Source organism: Chromobacterium sp. IIBBL 290-4 (assembly GCF_024207115.1).
Taxonomy (GTDB): Bacteria; Pseudomonadota; Gammaproteobacteria; order Burkholderiales; family Chromobacteriaceae; genus Chromobacterium.
Window position 1 is genome coordinate 2487749 of sequence record NZ_CP100128.1, and the last position, 17482, is coordinate 2505230.

Annotated in this window: 16 protein-coding genes; 11 read left to right on the forward strand and 5 right to left on the reverse strand. The window is 63.7% G+C overall.

Annotated features, from left to right (window positions below; genetic code table 11):
* Positions 1–36 precede the first annotated feature (36 nt).
* On the forward strand, positions 37–471 hold the full coding sequence (locus NKT35_RS11435; RefSeq protein WP_254301240.1) for a CBS domain-containing protein: 435 nt from the start codon (positions 37–39) through the stop codon (positions 469–471).
* A gap of 48 nt (positions 472–519) precedes the next feature.
* On the opposite strand, the gene NKT35_RS11440 is transcribed toward NKT35_RS11435, so the two are convergent.
* On the reverse strand, positions 520–1284 hold the full coding sequence (locus NKT35_RS11440; RefSeq protein WP_254301241.1) for an IclR family transcriptional regulator: 765 nt from the start codon (positions 1282–1284) through the stop codon (positions 520–522).
* 132 nt (positions 1285–1416) lie between these two features.
* Between NKT35_RS11440 and NKT35_RS11445 the strand changes: the two genes are divergently transcribed.
* The 7 genes from NKT35_RS11445 to ylqF all read left to right on the forward strand — a co-directional run bounded on the left by NKT35_RS11445 (position 1417) and on the right by ylqF (position 8252).
* On the forward strand, positions 1417–2604 hold the full coding sequence (locus NKT35_RS11445; protein WP_254301243.1) for an acyl-CoA dehydrogenase: 1188 nt from the start codon (positions 1417–1419) through the stop codon (positions 2602–2604).
* A 138-nt stretch (positions 2605–2742) separates the two neighbouring features.
* Positions 2743–3933 carry a CaiB/BaiF CoA transferase family protein gene (locus NKT35_RS11450; RefSeq protein WP_254301245.1) on the forward strand — a complete coding sequence of 397 codons (1191 nt, stop codon included), beginning with the start codon at positions 2743–2745 and terminating at the stop codon, positions 3931–3933.
* A 101-nt stretch (positions 3934–4034) separates the two neighbouring features.
* Positions 4035–5654, forward strand: coding sequence for an electron transfer flavoprotein-ubiquinone oxidoreductase (locus tag NKT35_RS11455; protein WP_254301377.1), 1620 nt, complete (start codon positions 4035–4037; stop codon positions 5652–5654).
* A 331-nt stretch (positions 5655–5985) separates the two neighbouring features.
* The gene (locus NKT35_RS11460) at positions 5986–6525 is read left to right on the forward strand and encodes a hypothetical protein (RefSeq protein ID WP_254301247.1); all 540 of its coding nucleotides are present in this window, start codon (positions 5986–5988) and stop codon (positions 6523–6525) included.
* A gap of 20 nt (positions 6526–6545) precedes the next feature.
* Positions 6546–6890: a DUF4870 family protein gene (locus tag NKT35_RS11465; protein ID WP_254301248.1), complete on the forward strand. Its 345-nt coding sequence runs from the start codon at positions 6546–6548 to the stop codon at positions 6888–6890.
* Between the two features lie 208 nt (positions 6891–7098).
* Positions 7099–7311 carry a DUF3820 family protein gene (locus tag NKT35_RS11470; protein ID WP_103902068.1) on the forward strand — a complete coding sequence of 71 codons (213 nt, stop codon included), beginning with the start codon at positions 7099–7101 and terminating at the stop codon, positions 7309–7311.
* 2 nt (positions 7312–7313) lie between these two features.
* Positions 7314–8252 (forward strand): ribosome biogenesis GTPase YlqF, encoded by a 939-nt coding sequence (gene ylqF / locus NKT35_RS11475; protein WP_254301249.1) that lies wholly within the window; start codon positions 7314–7316, stop codon positions 8250–8252.
* 73 nt (positions 8253–8325) lie between these two features.
* On the opposite strand, the gene NKT35_RS11480 is transcribed toward ylqF, so the two are convergent.
* The 3 genes from NKT35_RS11480 to NKT35_RS11490 all read right to left on the reverse strand — a co-directional run bounded on the left by NKT35_RS11480 (position 8326) and on the right by NKT35_RS11490 (position 9866).
* Positions 8326–8766 (reverse strand): hypothetical protein, encoded by a 441-nt coding sequence (locus tag NKT35_RS11480; protein ID WP_254301251.1) that lies wholly within the window; start codon positions 8764–8766, stop codon positions 8326–8328.
* A gap of 115 nt (positions 8767–8881) precedes the next feature.
* A complete protein-coding gene (ruvX, locus tag NKT35_RS11485; protein ID WP_254301252.1) occupies positions 8882–9322 on the reverse strand; it encodes a Holliday junction resolvase RuvX in 441 nt (146 codons plus the stop codon).
* Positions 9306–9866, reverse strand: a complete 561-nt coding sequence (locus tag NKT35_RS11490; RefSeq protein WP_254301254.1) for a YqgE/AlgH family protein — start codon at positions 9864–9866, stop codon at positions 9306–9308. The genes ruvX and NKT35_RS11490 overlap by 17 nt, the downstream gene beginning before the upstream one ends.
* Positions 9867–10004: 138 nt before the next feature.
* Here NKT35_RS11490 and smc point away from each other — a divergent pair, with 138 nt between their 5' ends.
* Both smc and NKT35_RS11500 read left to right on the forward strand, forming a co-directional pair.
* A complete protein-coding gene (gene smc, locus NKT35_RS11495) occupies positions 10005–13493 on the forward strand; it encodes a chromosome segregation protein SMC (protein WP_254301256.1) in 3489 nt (1162 codons plus the stop codon).
* A 325-nt stretch (positions 13494–13818) separates the two neighbouring features.
* Complete coding sequence (locus NKT35_RS11500) at positions 13819–15198, forward strand: MFS transporter (protein WP_254301257.1); 1380 nt, start codon at positions 13819–13821, stop codon at positions 15196–15198.
* A 177-nt stretch (positions 15199–15375) separates the two neighbouring features.
* Here NKT35_RS11500 and NKT35_RS11505 read toward each other — a convergent pair whose 3' ends face one another.
* The gene (locus NKT35_RS11505) at positions 15376–15843 is read right to left on the reverse strand and encodes a MarR family winged helix-turn-helix transcriptional regulator (RefSeq protein WP_254301259.1); all 468 of its coding nucleotides are present in this window, start codon (positions 15841–15843) and stop codon (positions 15376–15378) included.
* A 439-nt stretch (positions 15844–16282) separates the two neighbouring features.
* On the opposite strand from NKT35_RS11505, the gene NKT35_RS11510 reads away from it, so the two are divergent.
* Positions 16283–17467, forward strand: coding sequence for a cell division protein ZipA C-terminal FtsZ-binding domain-containing protein (locus NKT35_RS11510; RefSeq protein WP_254301260.1), 1185 nt, complete (start codon positions 16283–16285; stop codon positions 17465–17467).
* The last annotated feature ends 15 nt before the right edge of the window (positions 17468–17482 follow it).

Here is a 17482-nt window from a genome sequence, read left to right on the forward strand (position 1 = left end):
AAGAGCGCGGCGGCTCCACGATAAAGGGGAGGCAGCATGCAAACAGTCAGACAATTGCTGGATGGCAAACCCAACCGCGCCCTGGTGTATGTCAGCCCGGACAATACGGTGTTTCAGGCTTTGCAGGTGATGGCGGAAAACGACATCGGCGCGGTGCTGGTGATGGAGTCCGGCGACGTGGTCGGCATCTTTTCCGAGCGCGACTACGCCCGCCGCATTGTGTTGCAGGGCCGGACTTCGGCCGGGACCAAGGTGCGCGACATCATGACCAGCCGCGTGGTCTACGTGACCCCGCTGCAGACGCTGGATCAATGCATGGCCTTGATGACGGAGAAGCGCATCCGCCACCTGCCGGTGATGGAGGATCAGACCGTGCTGGGCATCTTGTCCATCGGCGATTTGGTGCGGGCGACGATAGAGGAGCAGGAGCAGGTGATCAGCCATCTGGTTCACTACATCCAGTCGGCTTGATGCGCCCATCCGTTTCGGCCCGCATCTCGGCGCGGGCCGGACGCCTTCTCAAAGACAGTTCGGCACGATCTGCTGGCGCAAGGACAGCAGCGCGGGGGCGATGGCATCGCGCATCGCCGCGGCGTCGAAGGCGAAAGCCGGTCCGCTGGCATTGAGCGCCATGGCGGGTTGGCCGGGCAGCAGCGAGGGCAGGTGCACGCCTACGGCCATCACGTCCGGTTCGTATTCCCCGAAAGATTCGGTATAACTTCGCGCGGCATAGTCGGCTGCGGCCTGCTCCAGCCTTGTTTCCAGTTGCGGCCAGTCCGCGCCGTACCGTTGCGCCAGCAAGGGCCGCAACGCGTCGCGTTCATGCTGCGGCAGGCCTGCGAAATAGGCGCGGCCGATGGCGGTGGTGGCCAGCGGCACGCGCGAGCCGGTGGTCAGTTGCACCGACACCCGCGCCTGGCTGCGGCAGGTTTCCAGATACACCATGTCGCTGCCGTCGCGCAGGGCCAAGCTGATGGACACGTTGTTGCGCAGCGCGAACTCGAGCATCTTGGGCGCGGCGGCCGCGCGGGCGTCGTAGCCGGCCAGGGCGGTCGATCCCAGCGCCAGCAGCGCCAGTCCCAGGCGGTAGGGGCCGCCATCGCCTTCCGATTGCAGATAGCCGAGTTGAGTCAGGGTGTAGCTCAGCCGCGACACTGTCGATTTGGGCAGGCCGGTGCGGCGGGCCAGTTCTTGATTGGACAAGGCGCCGTCGCCTGGGCGGAACGCCGCCAGCATTTCCAGTCCGCGCGCCAGCGCGGTGACGAATTGGCGGTCTTGTTGCATCTTCTTCCCCATTGAGACAAATAAATTGCCGCATGACGTGCGAATCGCTTTACAAGGCGGCGGCGGAGTGTTTAGTCTATTCTGCATGGTGAAATCTAATTCCGCAATGCGGAACTAAGTGGGAGAAGGCAAATGGCAGCATCCACGCAACGCGCCCCGTTCGCTTGGGAAGACCCCTTGTTGTTGCAGGCGCAACTGAGCGACGACGAGCGCCTGGTGCGGCAAAGCGCGCATGAGTACTGCCAGGAACGCCTGCTGCCGCGGGTGCTGACCGCCAACCGCGAAGAGCGCTTCGACCGCGAAATCATCAACGAGATGGGCGAGCTGGGCTTTTTGGGCTGCACCATAGAAGGCTATGGCTGCGCCGGCCTCAACCATGTTTCCTACGGCCTGGTGGCGCGCGAGGTGGAGCGCGTCGATTCCGGCTACCGTTCGGCCATGAGCGTGCAGTCCAGCTTGGTGATGCATCCGATCTGGGCCTACGGCTCGGAAGCGCAAAAAGACAAATACCTGCCCAAGCTGGCGCGCGGCGAATGGCTGGGTTGTTTCGGCCTGACCGAGCCGGATTCCGGCTCGGACCCGGCCAGCATGAAGACCCGCGCCCGCAAGGTGGACGGCGGTTATCTGTTGTCCGGCAGCAAGATGTGGATCACCAACAGCCCATCCGCCGACGTGTTCGTGGTCTGGGCCAAGGACGACGACGATGAAATCCGCGGCTTCATCCTGGAAAAGGGGATGAAGGGCCTGTCCGCGCCGGCCATCCACGGCAAGTTTTCCTTGCGCGCCTCCATCACCGGCGAAATCGTTATGGACGACGTGCTGGTGCCGGACGAGCAGCTGCTGCCCGGCGTCAAAGGCTTGAAGGGGCCGTTCGGCTGCCTGAACAAGGCGCGCTACGGCATCGCCTGGGGGGCGATGGGCGCGGCCGAATTCTGCTGGCACGCCGCCCGCCAGTACACGCTGGACCGCCAGCAGTTCGGCCGTCCGCTGGCCGCCAATCAGCTGATCCAGCTGAAGCTGGCCAATATGCAGACCGAAATCGCGCTGGGCCTGCAGGCCGCGCTGCAAGTGGGCCGGCTGATGGATCAAGGCCAGGCCGCGCCGGAGATGGTGTCGCTGATCAAGCGCAACAACTGCGGCAAGGCGCTGGACATCGCCCGCCTGGCCCGCGATATGCACGGCGGCAACGGCATCAGCGACGAATTCCATGTGATCCGCCACGTGATGAATCTGGAGGCGGTCAACACTTATGAGGGCACGCACGATGTGCATGCCCTGATTCTGGGCCGAGCCCAGACCGGTATTCAGGCATTTGCCTGATAAGCCGGCGCGGCCGGATGGCCGGCCGCGCCGTTGATTCCTGTCTGTCCTTTGTGGGCCCGGCTTGTCGCCGGGCCGCTTTTTTTCGCGGGATGGGCGGGCGCGTCGAAACCCTGGAGAGAATGGCGGGAGGCTGAGATGGCGGGAGCGTTGGCGGGTATCAAGGTATTGGATCTGAGCCGGGTGCTGGCGGGGCCGTGGGCCAGCCAGTTGCTGGCCGACCTGGGCGCGGACGTGATCAAGATAGAAAAGCCGGGCAGCGGCGACGACACCCGGCAATGGGCGCCGCCCAGCCTGCCGGATGGCCGCTCCGCCTATTATCTGTGCGCCAATCGCGGCAAGCGTTCGCTGACGGTGGATATTACCCAGCCAGCCGGACAGGACATCATCCGAAAGCTGGCGGCCGAGTCCGACGTGCTGCTGGAAAACTACAAAGTGGGCGGGCTGAAAAAGTACGGGCTGGATTACGATAGCCTGGCCGCGCTCAATCCGCGGCTGGTGTATTGCTCGGTCACCGGCTTCGGCCAGACCGGGCCTTATGCCAATCTGGCCGGTTACGACTATATCGTGCAGGGCATGTCCGGGTTGATGAGCATCACCGGCCCAGCCGACGGCGAGCCGCACAAGGTGGGCGTGGCGGTGTCCGACCTGTTCACCGGCCTGTATGCCGCCAATGCGGTGCAGGCGGCCTTGATCGCGCGCGAACGCAGCGGCGCGGGCCAGCATATCGACATGGCCTTGTTTGATTGCTCGCTGGCCATGCTGGCCAATGTGGCGTCCAACTGGCTGATCGGCCGCAGCGTGCCGTCCAGGCTGGGCAACGGCCACGCCAATATCGTACCCTATCAGGTGTTTGCCGCCTCAGATGGCCACTTCATTCTGGCCTGCGGCAACGACAAGCAGTTCGCCGAGGTGTGCCGGCTGATCGGCCAGCCGCAATGGGCGCGCGACGTCCGCTACGCCACCAATCCGCAACGGGTGGCGAACCGGGCGCAGTTGACGCCTTTGCTGGCGATGGCCTTCCGCCATCACGGACGGGATTACTGGCTGGATAAGTTGGATAAGGCCGGCGTGCCCTGCGGGCCGATCAAGGATGTGGCGGAGGCTTTCGCCGATCCGCAGACGCAGGCGCGCGGCATGGAAATCGAGATGCGCGACGCCGCGGGTCATGAAATGCCGCTGGTCGGGTGTCCGATCAAACTTTCCGGCACGCCGGTAGAGTACAATCTGGCCCCTCCCGCTTTGGGCGAACATACTGAGCAGATCTTGCGCGCGTTGGGTTATGCGGAAACAGACATTGTGGCATTGCGCGACAGTGGCACCGTTTAAACGCTTGTTTGATTTTGACGTCTTGCCGTCTTCATAGCATGATGTCAATCAAATCAATAAGTCCCAGCGGGCGCAAAGGAGAAACGGTGCAACGCGAATACATGGAATACGACGTGGTGATCGTCGGCGGCGGCCCTGCGGGCCTGTCCGCGGCGATCCGTCTGAAACAGCTGGCGGAACAGCAGGGCCGCGACATCAGCGTCTGCCTGCTGGAAAAGGGCTCCGAAATCGGCGCCCACATCTTGTCCGGCGCGGTGATCGAAACCGGCGCGCTGAGCGAGCTGCTGCCCAACTGGAAGGAGCTGGACGCGCCGTTGAACACGCCGGCCGGCTCCGATCGTTTCCTGTTGCTGACGGAAACCGAGTCCATCCAGCTGCCGACGCCGCCGCAGATGCATAATCACGGCAACTACATCGTCAGCCTGGGCAATTTCTGCCGCTGGCTGGGACAACAAGCCGAAAACCTGGGCGTGGAAATCTACCCCGGCTTCGCCGCGGCCGAAGTGCTGTATCATGAAGACGGCTCGGTCAAGGGTGTGGCCACCGGTTCGGTCGGCACCGGCAAGAACGGCGAGCTGGAAGGCGAGCCCGGCATGGAGCTGTGGGCCAAGCAGACCATCTTTGCCGAGGGCTGTAGGGGCTCGTTGACCAAGACGCTGTTCGAGCGCTTCAAGCTGCGCGACGGCGCCGATCCGCAAACCTTCGGTATCGGCATCAAGGAATTGTGGGAAGTGCCGGCTGAAAACCATCAGCCCGGCCACATCACCCACACCGTGGGCTGGCCGCTGGATACAGCTACCTATGGCGGCTCCTTCCTCTATCACCTGGAAGACAATCTGGTGGCGGTGGGCTTCGTGGTCGGCCTGGATTACCAGAATCCCTATCTGTCGCCGTTCGAGGAATTTCAGCGCTTCAAGACCCATCCGGCGATCAAGAAGACCTTCGAAGGCGCCCGCCGCATTTCCTACGGCGCGCGCGCGCTGGCCGAAGGCGGCATCCAGAGCCTGCCCAAGCTGACCTTCCCGGGCGGCACGCTGGTGGGCGACACCGCCGGCTTCCTCAATGTGCCCAAGATCAAGGGCACCCACACCGCGATGAAGTCCGCCATGCTGGCGGCCGAGGCCGTGTTCGAGCTGCTGGGCGACGAAGCGCAGGCGCAAGGCGGCGAGGCCAAGGCCTATTCGGCCAAGTTCAAGCAAAGCTGGGTGCACGACGAGCTGTACAAGGTGCGCAATATCCGCCCGTCCTTCCGTTGGGGATTGTGGCCGGCGATGATTTTCTCGGCCATCGATACCTTCCTGTTCCGCGGCCGCGCGCCGTGGACGCTGCACCACAAGCACGCCGACAACGAAACGCTGCGGCCGGCCAGCGAATTCAGCCCGATCCGCTATCCCAAGCCGGATGGCGTGCTGACCTTCGACCGCCTGTCCTCGGTGTTCATCTCCAACGCCAACCACAGCGAAGACCAGCCGCCGCACCTGAAGCTGAAGGATGCCGCGGTGCCTGTCGCCATCAATCTGGCGCAGTACGATGCGCCGGAACAGCGCTACTGCCCGGCCGGCGTGTATGAAATCGTCGGCCAGGACGAAGGCGCGCCGCGGCTGCAGATCAACGCGCAAAACTGCGTGCACTGCAAAACTTGCGATATCAAGGACCCGACCCAGAACATCAACTGGATGACGCCGGAAGGCGGCGGCGGGCCGAACTATCCGAATATGTGATAGCCGTCATCGCGTCGAATCTAGCCGGGCTCCCCTCGCGGGGAATCCGGCTTTTTTCTGATGATCCTCGCCAAGTCTTGCGAAACAATGGCTTGACGGCGGCCGCCATCGTTGGCAGCATGGGGGATATGCAAGCCCGAAATGTTTTTTTCGCCCACGCCTATTATTGGTACCGCCCCTCCCGGCGGCGCCAGGGATAGGCTCGGCTAAGACGTTCCGAGCGCATACCCGACCATGCCGCCGAATCACCGGCGGCATTTGTGTTTTCTGTTTTGCCAAGCACAAGGGTCTCCGGTAGCGGCCAGCTTTTCAAGCCACAGGAGACTGCATCATGACCCCAGACAGCCTAGCCCTTACTCTCGCCCTCAGCGACCACCCGTTCCGCGCGGACCGGCCGCTGTATCCGGTCGCTCTTGCGACCGATGGCGAGTGGCTGGCTTATCGCCCTGGTTCGCCGCATGGCGCGCCGGCGGATGGCTGCCTGTTGGAGTCCTTGTTGCCGGAAATCCGCCAATTGGCGCTGCACATGGCCCTGCGGCGCGGCCTGCCTGCCGGCGACACCCCGGCGCGCATCGCCGAGCCGGCCGATTGGCTGGCGGCGCGGCTGCTGCTGCTGGAGTGGAAGCAACTGGCGGTGGGATTGGCGGATCTGGCTTTGCTGGACGAGGCGAACCGCCGCGCCGCGAGTTTTGCCGAAGCCGCGGGCTGGACGCGAGAGGCCACGCTGCCGGTGTTGTCCGCTCAAGGGCGGGCGCCGGGGTTGTTGCAGGGCTGGAGCGAGACGGCGATGCCGGAGCATGGCATCATCGAAGGCAGCCAGGCGTTCCGCCGCATCGTGGCGGCGCGCTTCGCGGCGCTGTTCGCCCGTTGATATCAACATAAGGAGACGCGATGGAGCTGGAACTGCTGGATGAGGAAGCGCGCAAGCTCAACAATCTGACGCTGGCTGTGTATATCCTGCAAGCCGTCGGTTTGTTGGCAGGCGTCACCGCGCTGGTGGGCGTGATCATCAATTACGTCAAGCGCGACGAGGTGCGCGGCACGCTGTATCAAAGCCATTTCGAATGGCAGATCCGCACCTTCTGGCTGGCGCTGCTGGGCAATGTGATCGGCGGGGTGTTGACCTGGGTGCTGGTCGGTTTCGTGATTTTGTTTGCGGTGTGGGTGTGGTACATCTACCGAGTCGTGAAGGGTTTCCTGTACTTCAACGACCGCAAGCCGATGCCGTTTCAATGAAAAGGCGGGCGCCGAAGCGCCCGCAAACGGCTCTGCGCGAACCGGAAAAAAACGGCCGATGAAGCGTCGGCCCGAATTGCTGTGAGGCCATGCTAAACCGATAAAGGCCGCCGCGCCGCGAAACCCGCGCGCCGCTTGTTCCGCGTCAAGCCTGGCAGCAAGCCGCCGGCTTTGGCACAATGCGCAACCGCCATCTATACCTGCCATCATGCAAGCCGAAGATCTGATCGCCCTCACGACCCGCGCCATGCCTTTTGGCAAACATAAAGGCACGCTGATTTGCGAGCTGCCGGGCAATTATCTCAACTGGTTCGCCCGCGAGGGATTTCCGCCGGGCGAGATCGGCCGTTTGCTGCAATTGATGCAAGAACTCGACCACAACGGTCTGACTTATCTGCTGGACCCGATTAGAAAGCGTTAACAATGGCAATCCAATGGTTTCCCGGCCATATGAACAAGGCGCGCAAGGATGTCGCCGAGCGCCTGAAAGATATCGATGTCGTCATCGAGCTGCTGGATGCCCGCCTGCCGGCCTCCAGCGCCAACCCGATGCTGGCGCGGATGGCCAAGGGCAAGCCGCGGCTGATGATTCTGAACAAGCAGGACCTGGCCGATCCGGCCGCCACCGAGCAATGGCTGGCCTGGTATCGCGCCCGCAAGCAAACCGAGGCGCTGGGCCTGGACGCCGGCGAGCGCGCGCCGGCGCAAAAGCTGATCGCCGCCTGCCGCGCGCTGGCGCCTAACCGCGGCGGCCTGGAAAAGCCGCTGCGGGTGCTGATTTGCGGCATTCCCAATGTCGGCAAGTCCACCTTGATCAACAGCATGTCCAGCCGCAAGATCGCCAAGACCGGCAATATGCCGGGCGTTACCAAGAATGAGCAGCGCATCATCCTGGCCGACGATTTCGAGCTGTACGACACCCCTGGCATGCTGTGGCCGAAGATCGAAGTGGAAGAGGGCGGCTACAATCTGGCCGCCAGCGGCGCGGTAGGCCGCAATGCCATGGATGAGGAAGAGGTGTCGCTGGAGCTGCTGAAATACCTGCTGGTCCATTATCGCGCCGAGCTGGCCGCCCGCTACAAGTTCGACGTGGAAGAGCTGGACGGCGCGCAGGATTGGCAGGCGCTGGAGCTGATCGGCCGCCGCCGCGGCGCGGTGATTTCCGGCGGACGCATCAATATGCAGAAGGCCGCCGAGATCGTGCTGACCGACTTCCGCGACGGCCAGACCGGCCGCATCACGCTGGAGCGCCCGGAGGAGTGGGCGGTGTGGGAGAAGCGCGCCAAGGAAATCGCCGCCCAGCGCGCTGCTGAGCGCGAAGCGCGGATGAAGGAAAAAGAAGGCCGCAAGGGCAGCCGCTGAGCGCGCCATCTATGGCTGTCAAACAAACAGGTCCGGCTTGCCGGACCTGTTTGCTTTGGAGCGTGCGCGCGATTCAGGCGATGATATCGACGATATTGCCGTTGGTGCTGTCGGCCACGGCTTGGCCTGCCAGCGCCGGATTGCTTTGCAGAATGGTCGCCCAATTGCCGTTGAGGCTGGAGGAGGCGCTGCTGGTGGCGCCCAGCGTTTGCGACAGGATTTGCTGATCGGTGCTTTGCGCCGCGGTTTCGCCGCTGCTGGGGCTCAAGGCGCTGCCTTGCAGCGTGCCGGCGGTGGCCATTCCATTAAGCAGTCCCGCCGCATCGTAAGTGCCGGTGTCGGTGCTGCCGCCGCCCAGCAGCACCACGGCGCTGGATTCTTGCGCCAACTGCGCGGCTTGCGCCGCCAAGGCCGCTGTGGCATTGCCGTTTTGCACCACTGGCGACGGCAGGGTGCCGCCGTTCAGCAGTGCCGAACTGGCCATCGAAATTTGCGCTGTCTGGCTGATGGACATGAGGCCTCCCGCTGAAATGCTATCTTCCAGCTGTAGTATCGGCAGGATGGGCCTTGGACTCAATAGCGATTAACAGATTCTTGCAAAACAAGGGCTTAAGGTTTGTGCCGGATGCTTAAACCTCTGTGCCCGGCTGCTCGAACCAGCCGGCCAGAATGGCTTGGGCGGCCACCTGATCCAATGCCGGTTTCTGTTTGCGGCCTTTCTTGACGCCGGCTTCTTCCAGCATTTGCTCGGCGATGACCGAGGTGTAGCGCTCGTCCACCAGCCATACCGGCAGCCCGAAGCGGCCTTTGAGCCGGTTGGCGAAGCGGCGCGACAGCGCGCTCATCTCATGTTCGACGCCGTCCGGGTGCATGGGCAGACCCACCACTAATTGTTGGGGATGCCACTCTTCTATCAATTTGGCGATAGCGGCGAAACGCTCGTCCGTGACAGGCGTGTCTATGGTGGCCAGCGGATGGGGAATGCCGAGCAGCGTCTCCCCGACGGCGACGCCGATGCGGCGCTCGCCGAAATCAAAAGCCAGTGCGCAACCTTCAGGCATGGCCGACATCCGAGGAGAGTAGCGAGGGATCGAAGCCGAGCAGCGCCATGGCCGCGTCGTAGCGGTCTTCGCAGGGCAGTTCGAAGATGATGGCGGGTTCGGCCGGCACCGTCAGCCAGCCGTTGTCGCTGATTTCCTGCTCCAGCTGGCCGGCAGACCAGCCGGCGTAGCCGAGGGAGATCAGCAGCTTCTCCGGCTTGTTGCCTTCGGATACCGCCGCCAGCACGTCCTTGGAGGTGGTCAGCGCGATGTCGTCGGTGACCATCAGGCTGGATTGCCAGTTGCCGGCCGGCTGGTGCAGCACGAAGCCGCGGTCCGGCTGCACCGGTCCGCCGAAGTAAACCACGCCGCTGCGGGTGTCTTCGTCGTCCAGCGGCAGGTCGATCTGATCGAACAGCTGCGCCATGGCGATGCCGGAAGGCTTGTTGATGATCAGGCCCATGGCGCCGTGTTCGCCGTGCTCGCAGAGATAAACCAGCGATTTGGCGAACAGCGGATCGCCCATGCCGGGCATGGCGATCAGGAAATGATTGCTCAGCGATAGAGATTCCATACGGGCATTATGGCACAAGTGTCCTTGCCGCTGGCTAGCCGGCTTGACGACATTTTTCCGCCGGATTCGCGCGCGGCCCCGCAGTTTGCCATGGCCTGATAAAATGAACGGTTTGCTCCCTTTCGCAGCGAGGATGTTTTGCGCCTGACCCATATCAAGCTCGCCGGTTTCAAGTCATTCGTCGACCCCACCAGCATCGCGGTGCCGGGCCAACTGGTGGCGGTGATCGGCCCCAACGGCTGCGGCAAGTCGAATGTGATCGACGCCGTGCGCTGGGTGTTGGGCGAGTCCTCGGCCAAGCAGCTGCGCGGCGAATCCATGCAGGACGTGATCTTCAACGGCTCGTCCTCCCGCAAGCCGGTGTCGCGCGCCTCGGTGGAACTGGTGTTCGACAACGCCGACGGCCAATTGACCGGCCCATGGGGCCAGTACGCCGAAGTGGCGATCAAGCGGGTGCTGACCCGCCAGGGCGAATCCAGCTATTACATCAACAACCAGCAGGTGCGCAGGCGCGACATCACAGACCTGTTCCTCGGCACCGGCGTCGGCGCGCGCGGCTACGCGGTGATCGAGCAGGGCATGATCTCGCGCATCATCGAGGCGCGGCCGGAAGAGCTGCGCGCCTATCTGGAAGAAGCCGCCGGCGTGTCCAAGTACAAGGAGCGCCGCCGCGAGACTGAAAACCGCCTGTCCGACACCCGCGCCAACCTGGAGCGCATCGCCGACTTGCAGCAGGAGCTGGAGCGGCAGGTGGAGCGTTTGTCCGAGCAGGCGGAAGTGGCCGCGCAATACCACGACATGCGCGGCGCGCTGACCCACAAGCAGAACCTGCTGGCGCTGGCGCGGCGCGAAGAGGCCGCCCGCGGCGAGGCGCATGCCCGCGGCGAACTGGCGCGGATCGAAACCGAAGAGGCCGCGCTGGAAGCGGCGGTCACCCATCTGGAAGCCGAACAGGAAACGGTGCGCGAGCAGCATTTCGCCGCCAGCGACGCGGTGCACGAGGCGCAGCAGCATCTGTTTGAAGCCAACGCGCAACTGGCGCGGCTGGAAGAGGCGCAGCGCCACCGTGAGCAAAGCCGGCAAAGGCTGGAGCGCGATCTGCTGTCCGCCCGCGGCGAGCGCCAGCAACTGGCCGACAACCGCCAGCAAGTGGAGGCCGAGCTGGACGACTGGCTGCCGCGGCTGGAAGAGGCGCAGTTGCGGCAGGAAGAAGCGCAGATGGCGCTGGAAGACGGCGCCGACGAACTGCCCACCGCCGAGGCGGGTTTCCGCCAGCTGGACCAGCAACAGGCACAGATGGTCGCGCAGCAGGCCAATCTGACGCGCGAACGCGATCTGTCGCGCCAGAAAATCGAACACTGGCAGCGCGGCATGCAGCAATTGGCCGGCCGCGACGCCGCGCTGACGCGCGAGCTGTCTGATCTGAATTTGCCCGAACATCATGTGCTGGAGGCCGCTCAGCAAGAAGTGGACAAGGCCAAGGCTGCGCTGGACGCGGTGCGGGCGCGGCTGGTGGCGGACGAAGCCAAGCAGGCGGACCTCGCCGCCGAGCGTGAAAAGCTGGATCAGCAATTGTCGGCCAAGCGCACCGAACTGGCGCGCGCCGAAGCCGAAGCCGCCGCGCTGGCGGCCTTGCTGCAGCGCGAAGCGGCGGATGAGCAATTGGCGGCCTGGCTGGACAAGCAAGGCCTGGCCGACGCGCCGCAGCTGTGGCAATCGCTGCAGGTGGACAAGCGTTGGCAGCAGGCTTTGGAAGCGGTGCTGGGCGAGCGCCTGTCCGCGCGCGCCGCCAGCGTGCCGGCCGAGCAGCCCCCGGCGGCGCTGGCTCTGGTGGATGGCAAGCGCGCCGTCGCGGCAGGCTTGCCTGCGCGAAGCTGGCCGGCGCTGTTGGCCGAGGTCAAGGCGCAAGCGCCGTTCGATGCCGCGCTGAGCGACTGGCTGGCTGGCGTTTATCTCGCCGATACGCTGGATGCCGCCTTGGCGCGCCGCGGCGACTTGGTGGCGGGCGAATGCTGGCTGACGCCGGAGGGGCATAGGGTAGATGCTGTCAGCGTGCGTTTTCATGCCGAAGCCAGCGGCGACGGCCTGATGGCGCGCAAGCAGCAATTGGATGAAGCCTCCGCCCGCGCCGACGTTTTGCGGCCGGAAATCGAAGCGATGCAAAAGAAGCGCGACAGCCTGCAAAGCATGGGCAATATGCTGGCCGAGGCGGTGCGCGGCCAGAAGGGCTCGCTGACCCGGCTGGAGGCCGAGCTCAACGCCGCCACGCTGGAACACGTCAAGCTGGACCAGGCGGCGCGCCAGGGCGCGGCGCGCTTGTCGGCCATCGAGGCCGAGCGCGGCCGCATCGCCGAGGAGCGGCTGCACGCCGAGGAAGGCATCGCTGAAGCCGAACTGATGGGCGAAGAGGCGGCGTTGACGCTGGAAGAGCTGGGTCTACAACTGGAAGATGTGCGTCTGGAGCGGCTCAACGCCGAAACGCGGCTGGAATTGGCGCGCAACAAGGCGCGCGACGCCGAGCGCGTGCTGCATGAAATCAAGCTGGCCTTGCATAGCGCCGAGCAGAAAGTCGCCGAGTTGTCGCGCCGCGGCCGCGAGCTGACGGATAGAGACGAGCAATTGCAGGAGCGCTTGGAAACGCTGGCGCTGGAGTCGGAAACGGTGGATGAAACCGTGCCGGAGGAAACGCTGCAACTGGCCTTGGCCGAAAGGGAAACCCGCGACGCGGCGCTGGCGGCGGCGCGCGACCAACTGAACCATCTGACCGAGCGGATGCGCGAAATCAGCCAGCGCCAGCAGGAGGCCAATGCGGCGCTGCCGGCCCTGCGTGAGGCGCGTTCGGACTGGTTGCTCAAGCATCAGGAAGCCAGGCTGGCGATGGAGCGCTTCGCCGAGGAGTTGGCGCAGGCCGAAGCGGACGAAGCCAAGCTGCTGGCGGACCTGAACGAGGGCGTGAAGCCCAACGCGCTGGCGGCCGAAATCGCCCGCCTGGCGCGGGCCTTGGAGGGCTTGGGCGCGGTCAACCTGGCCGCCTTGCAAGAGCTGGACGAGGCGAAGAAGCGCGGCGAGTATCTGCTGAACCAGTCGGCCGACTTGAATCAGGCGATGGAAACCTTGATGGAGGCCATCGCCAAGATAGACGGCGAAACCCGCGACATGCTGCAAACCACTTACGACGCGGTCAACGCCAAGATGCGCGAGTTCTTCCCCACGCTGTTCGGCGGCGGCCGCGCCGAGCTGGTACTGACCGGCGAGGACTTGCTGGACGCCGGCATCCAGATCATCGCCCAGCCGCCGGGCAAGAAGAACAGCACCATCCACTTGCTTTCCGGCGGCGAGAAGGCGCTGACCGCGATGAGCCTGGTGTTCTCCTTGTTCAGCCTGAATCCGGCGCCGTTCTGCCTGCTGGACGAGGTGGACGCGCCGCTGGACGACGCCAATACCAGCCGTTTCTGCGATCTGGTCAAGCAGATGTCGGACCGCACGCAGTTCCTCTATATTTCACACAACCGCCTGACCATGGAGATGGCCGAGCAGTTGGTCGGCGTCACCATGCAGGAGCAAGGCGTCAGCCGCATCGTGGCGGTGGACATCGTCGAAGCGCTGAAGATGCGCGAGACCGCCTAGGTCCGGTGTTGACGCGGCGCAAGGCCGGCCGTGCGCTGCGAATGGCATACTGCGCCGCCTGGAGGCATGGCGGATCAAGCCGCTGGCGTTGCTTGGGATGCATGGTAGGACGGAAGCCCCTGCGGGGCGTTCCGTCGCCAAGCTTGGGTTTGCGTCAGAGACAGGCCGAGTCGATATGGCGGATCACACCGTTGGTACGGCGGTCAGGGCGGATCGCCCCGCTGGCGGGGCATCCGCCCTACGGCGCGGGATGCATGGTAGGGCGGAAGCCCCAGCGGGGCGTTCCGCCGTCAAGCCTGGGTTTGCGCGTGGGTGGAATGGATTCATGACTGTAAGCATCAAGCGTTGGGAGCCGGAAAATCCCATTTTCTGGCTGAGCCGCGGCCGGCGCATCGCCCGCCGCAATTTGTGGCTGTCGGTGTTTTCGCTGCACCTGAACTTCAACATCTGGATGATGTGGAGCATGGTGGTGGTCAATCTGCCGGCCGTGGGTTTCCTGATCTCCGGCCAGCAGCAATTCCTGCTGGTGTCGATACCGCCGCTGGTGGGCGCGCTGATGCGCCTGATTTACTCCTGGGTCTGGAGCTGGGTGGGCGGCGGCTTGTGGCTGGCGATATCCACGTTGCTGTTGCTGTTGCCGGCCTGGGGAGTAGGCCAGGTGGTGCAGGATATTTCTTCGCCATTTTGGAAGCTTTTGCTGGTGGCGGGGCTGTGCGGCGTCGGCGGCGGCGCCAGCGCTTCTCATCTATCCAACACCAGCTTTTTCTTTCCCAAAGCCGAAAAAGGTTTGGCGATGGGCTTGAATGCCGGCCTGGGCAATCTGGGCGTGTCGGTGGCGCAATTGCTGATTCCGTTGTGCATTCTTTATCCTTTGTTCGGCGGGCTGGCGGGGGAGCCCCAGGTGTGGGGGCGCGGCGGCGAGGTGCACTTTGTCTGGCTGCAAAACGCGGCCTATGTCTGGCTGCCCTTGATCGTAGTCATTGCCTTGGCCTGTTATGTCTATGCGCATGATCTGCCCAAGCTGCGCATCACGCCGCATGACCAGCTGGACGCGATGCGCGACGGCCATACCTGGTATATCTGTCTGCTGTACATGGGCAGCTACGGCACCTTTCTTGGTTTTTCCGCGGCCTTCCCCTTGTTGGCGAGAGCGATGTTTCCGCAAGTGGACGCCAGCCCTTTCTTGTTTGTCGGGCCCATGGTCTGCGCGCTGTTCCGGCCCTTGGGCGGATGGCTGGGCGACCGCGTCGGCGGAGGCGTCGCCACGGTGGGCAGCAATCTGCTGATGGCGCTGGCTACGGTGGGGGTCTATCTGAGTTTGCCTGCGGGGCAGAGCGGCGGTTCTTTCTGGTGGTTTCTGGCGATGTTCCAGCTGATTTTTTTCGCCGCCGGCGTGGGCAACGGCTCGTCTTATCAGCTGGCGCCCAAGGTGTTTCTGATTTTGGCCGGCCGCGAGGCGGAGCGGCTGGGCAGCAGCCTTCAGCAAGCCTACCAGCGAGGCGGCCGCCGCGGCGCTTCGGCGATGAGCGTCAGTTCGGTGATGGCGGCTTTCGGCGGTTTTGTCATTCCGAAAGCTTTCGGCTCCTCGCTTAGCTGGTTCGGCAGCTTCGCGCCCGCCTTCGCCATGTTTTTCTTGTTCTATTTATTATGCATGCTGGTGGCTTGGTGGCATTACAGCCGGCCGGGCGCGGCCATGCGTTGCTGACGCCGGTTTAGGACGTGGTAGCCGCTGAGTTGCCAGGCATGTATCCTGATCTTGCGGCACAGCTGGCCGGCAAACGGGGCTGCGGCGAGCGGGGCGGGGCTTATCCCGCTCTGTCGAAGGCGCAGCCTGGCGTTCGCGATGCGGATGGTTTTTCCGCTTGCCGGCGGGCAGGGGCGCTCAGGCCGGTTCGCTTTCCTGTTGCTCCAGCGCGTGGCTGAAACTCGCGCGCAGACGGCCGAGCTCGCTGCAGAAGCCGGTCAGGTCCTGTTCGCCGAACTGTTGGAAGGCGTTGTGCATATAATCGAGGTGTGCCGGGAAGGCGTCGTTGAACAATTGCTGGCCATGCGGGGTCAAAGCGACGAAGACGCTGCGGCGGTCGTTGGGCTGCATGCTGCGGGTGACGATGCCTTTGTCTTCCAGGCGATCCAGCACGCCGGTCAGGGTGCCTTTGGTGATCAGCGTGTGATCGGACAGTTCCTTGCAGTTCATGCCCTGGCTATTGCCCAGCGTGGTCACCACGTCGAACTGGGGCGGGGTGAGGCCCAGGCGGCGGATGTTGAAGCTGGCGAATTGCTCGAAGGCCTGGTAGGTCCGCGACAGTTCGCGTACAACCGGCAGGAAACTGGCTTGTTCGGTTTTTTTCATGTTGGGTGGTCTCCGTGCTGTTCTAAGCAGTGATATGCAAACTAGTACGGCCTGGTGACAGGCTCACCTCCGATTCTGGCACGCTGTTGGAATTTATTCGCCTGTCTGAAATGTCATGTTCATCTAGTCTGGGGCCTGATCTTTTGTCATATTGCACCATGTCTATTTGTGATGAATGAATTTTTGGCGATGGCAAATTAAGCTGGATAATGATGACATCCAAGTGTGACCATGGTTTGTCAAGCGTTTTTGCCATGGTCAAATGGCGCGCAAGGCCGCGCTTTCGTTATAATGGTCGGGAAATGCCCCTTGTATGGGCATCATTGCCGCGCGGTGGAGCGCCGGCGGCAATGGATAAAGATTATGTGGGGACCGGCGAGAACGCCGCGCGAGGGCGCGCCGCCGGATCTCGATTATTCGCCTTAATGCGGACTGGCTGATGAGCGAATTGCAGATTGGTGTGCTGATTTTGGGTGGCGGCGTGATCGCCCTGGTATTTGGCTTCAACATGTTCCAGGAGTGGCGTTTCCGCAAGCGTACGCAGCAAGCGTTCGCGCGGCCGCAGGACGATGTGTTGCTGAATGTCCCCAAGAATAATGTCCGGGATGGCGTGAGAACCGACCGCATGGAGCCCGTGCTGGTCGATACCGCCTTGGATGAGATGGTCGAAGAGGATGAGCCCTTCGAACCCGCCTTGCCGCCGCTTGCCATGACGGCCAAGCCGGCGGCGGAGCCGCGTCTTGAGCCGGCCGACGATGTGCCGGTGGTGGACGAGGAGGACGAAGACGAACTGGCGATGGACTCCGCCGACCACCAGGCGCTGGTGGTGGCCATGCTGGATCCGTCGCTGGATTTCATCGCCGAGGTGGTATTCCATGAGCCGCATGAGCTGGCCGCCATGCCGCGCTTCAATGTGGGCAAGCGCACCCAGCTGATCGGCCGCACCGAGCGCGGCATGTGGAAAGTGGCGGAGGCCTTGCCCGGCACCCGTTACAAGCAGATCAACATCAGCATGCAGATGGTGGACCGCTCCGGCTCGGTCAGCGAGCAAGAGCTGGCGGCCTTCTGCCAGCAGGTTTCGCGTTTCGCCGAGGATCACAACGCGGCGGTGAATTTCCCGCAGCGCCAGCAGAAGCTGGTGGCCGCGCGCGAGCTGGACCGCTTCTGCGCCGATGTGGACGTGCTGATCGGCATCAATATCGTGCCGCAAGCCTCTATAGAAGGCGCCCGCTTGCGCAGCTTCGCCGAGGCCGCAGGTTTGCAATTGGAGCCGGATGGCGCCTTCCATTATCTGGCCGATTCCGGCAATACCCTGTATTCGCTGGTGGCGGCGGACCAGATGCCGTTCACCTTCCACACCTTGCTGGACAAGTCTTTCCCCGCGCTGACCTTGTTGTTCGACGTGCCGCGCGTGGCCGGCGGCGTCGAAGTGTTCGACCGCGCCGTGCATTTCGCGCGCCAATTGGCGCAAGAGTTCGACGCGCAGCTGGTGGACGACAACCGCCGCGTGCTGAGCGATGTCGGTCTGGCCCGCATTCGCGACCAGCTGCTGCATATTTATGGCAGCATGGACGACCGGGGCATCGCGCCGGGCAGCGTCGCCGCCTTGCGGCTGTTCGCCTGAAAAATGATTTAATGA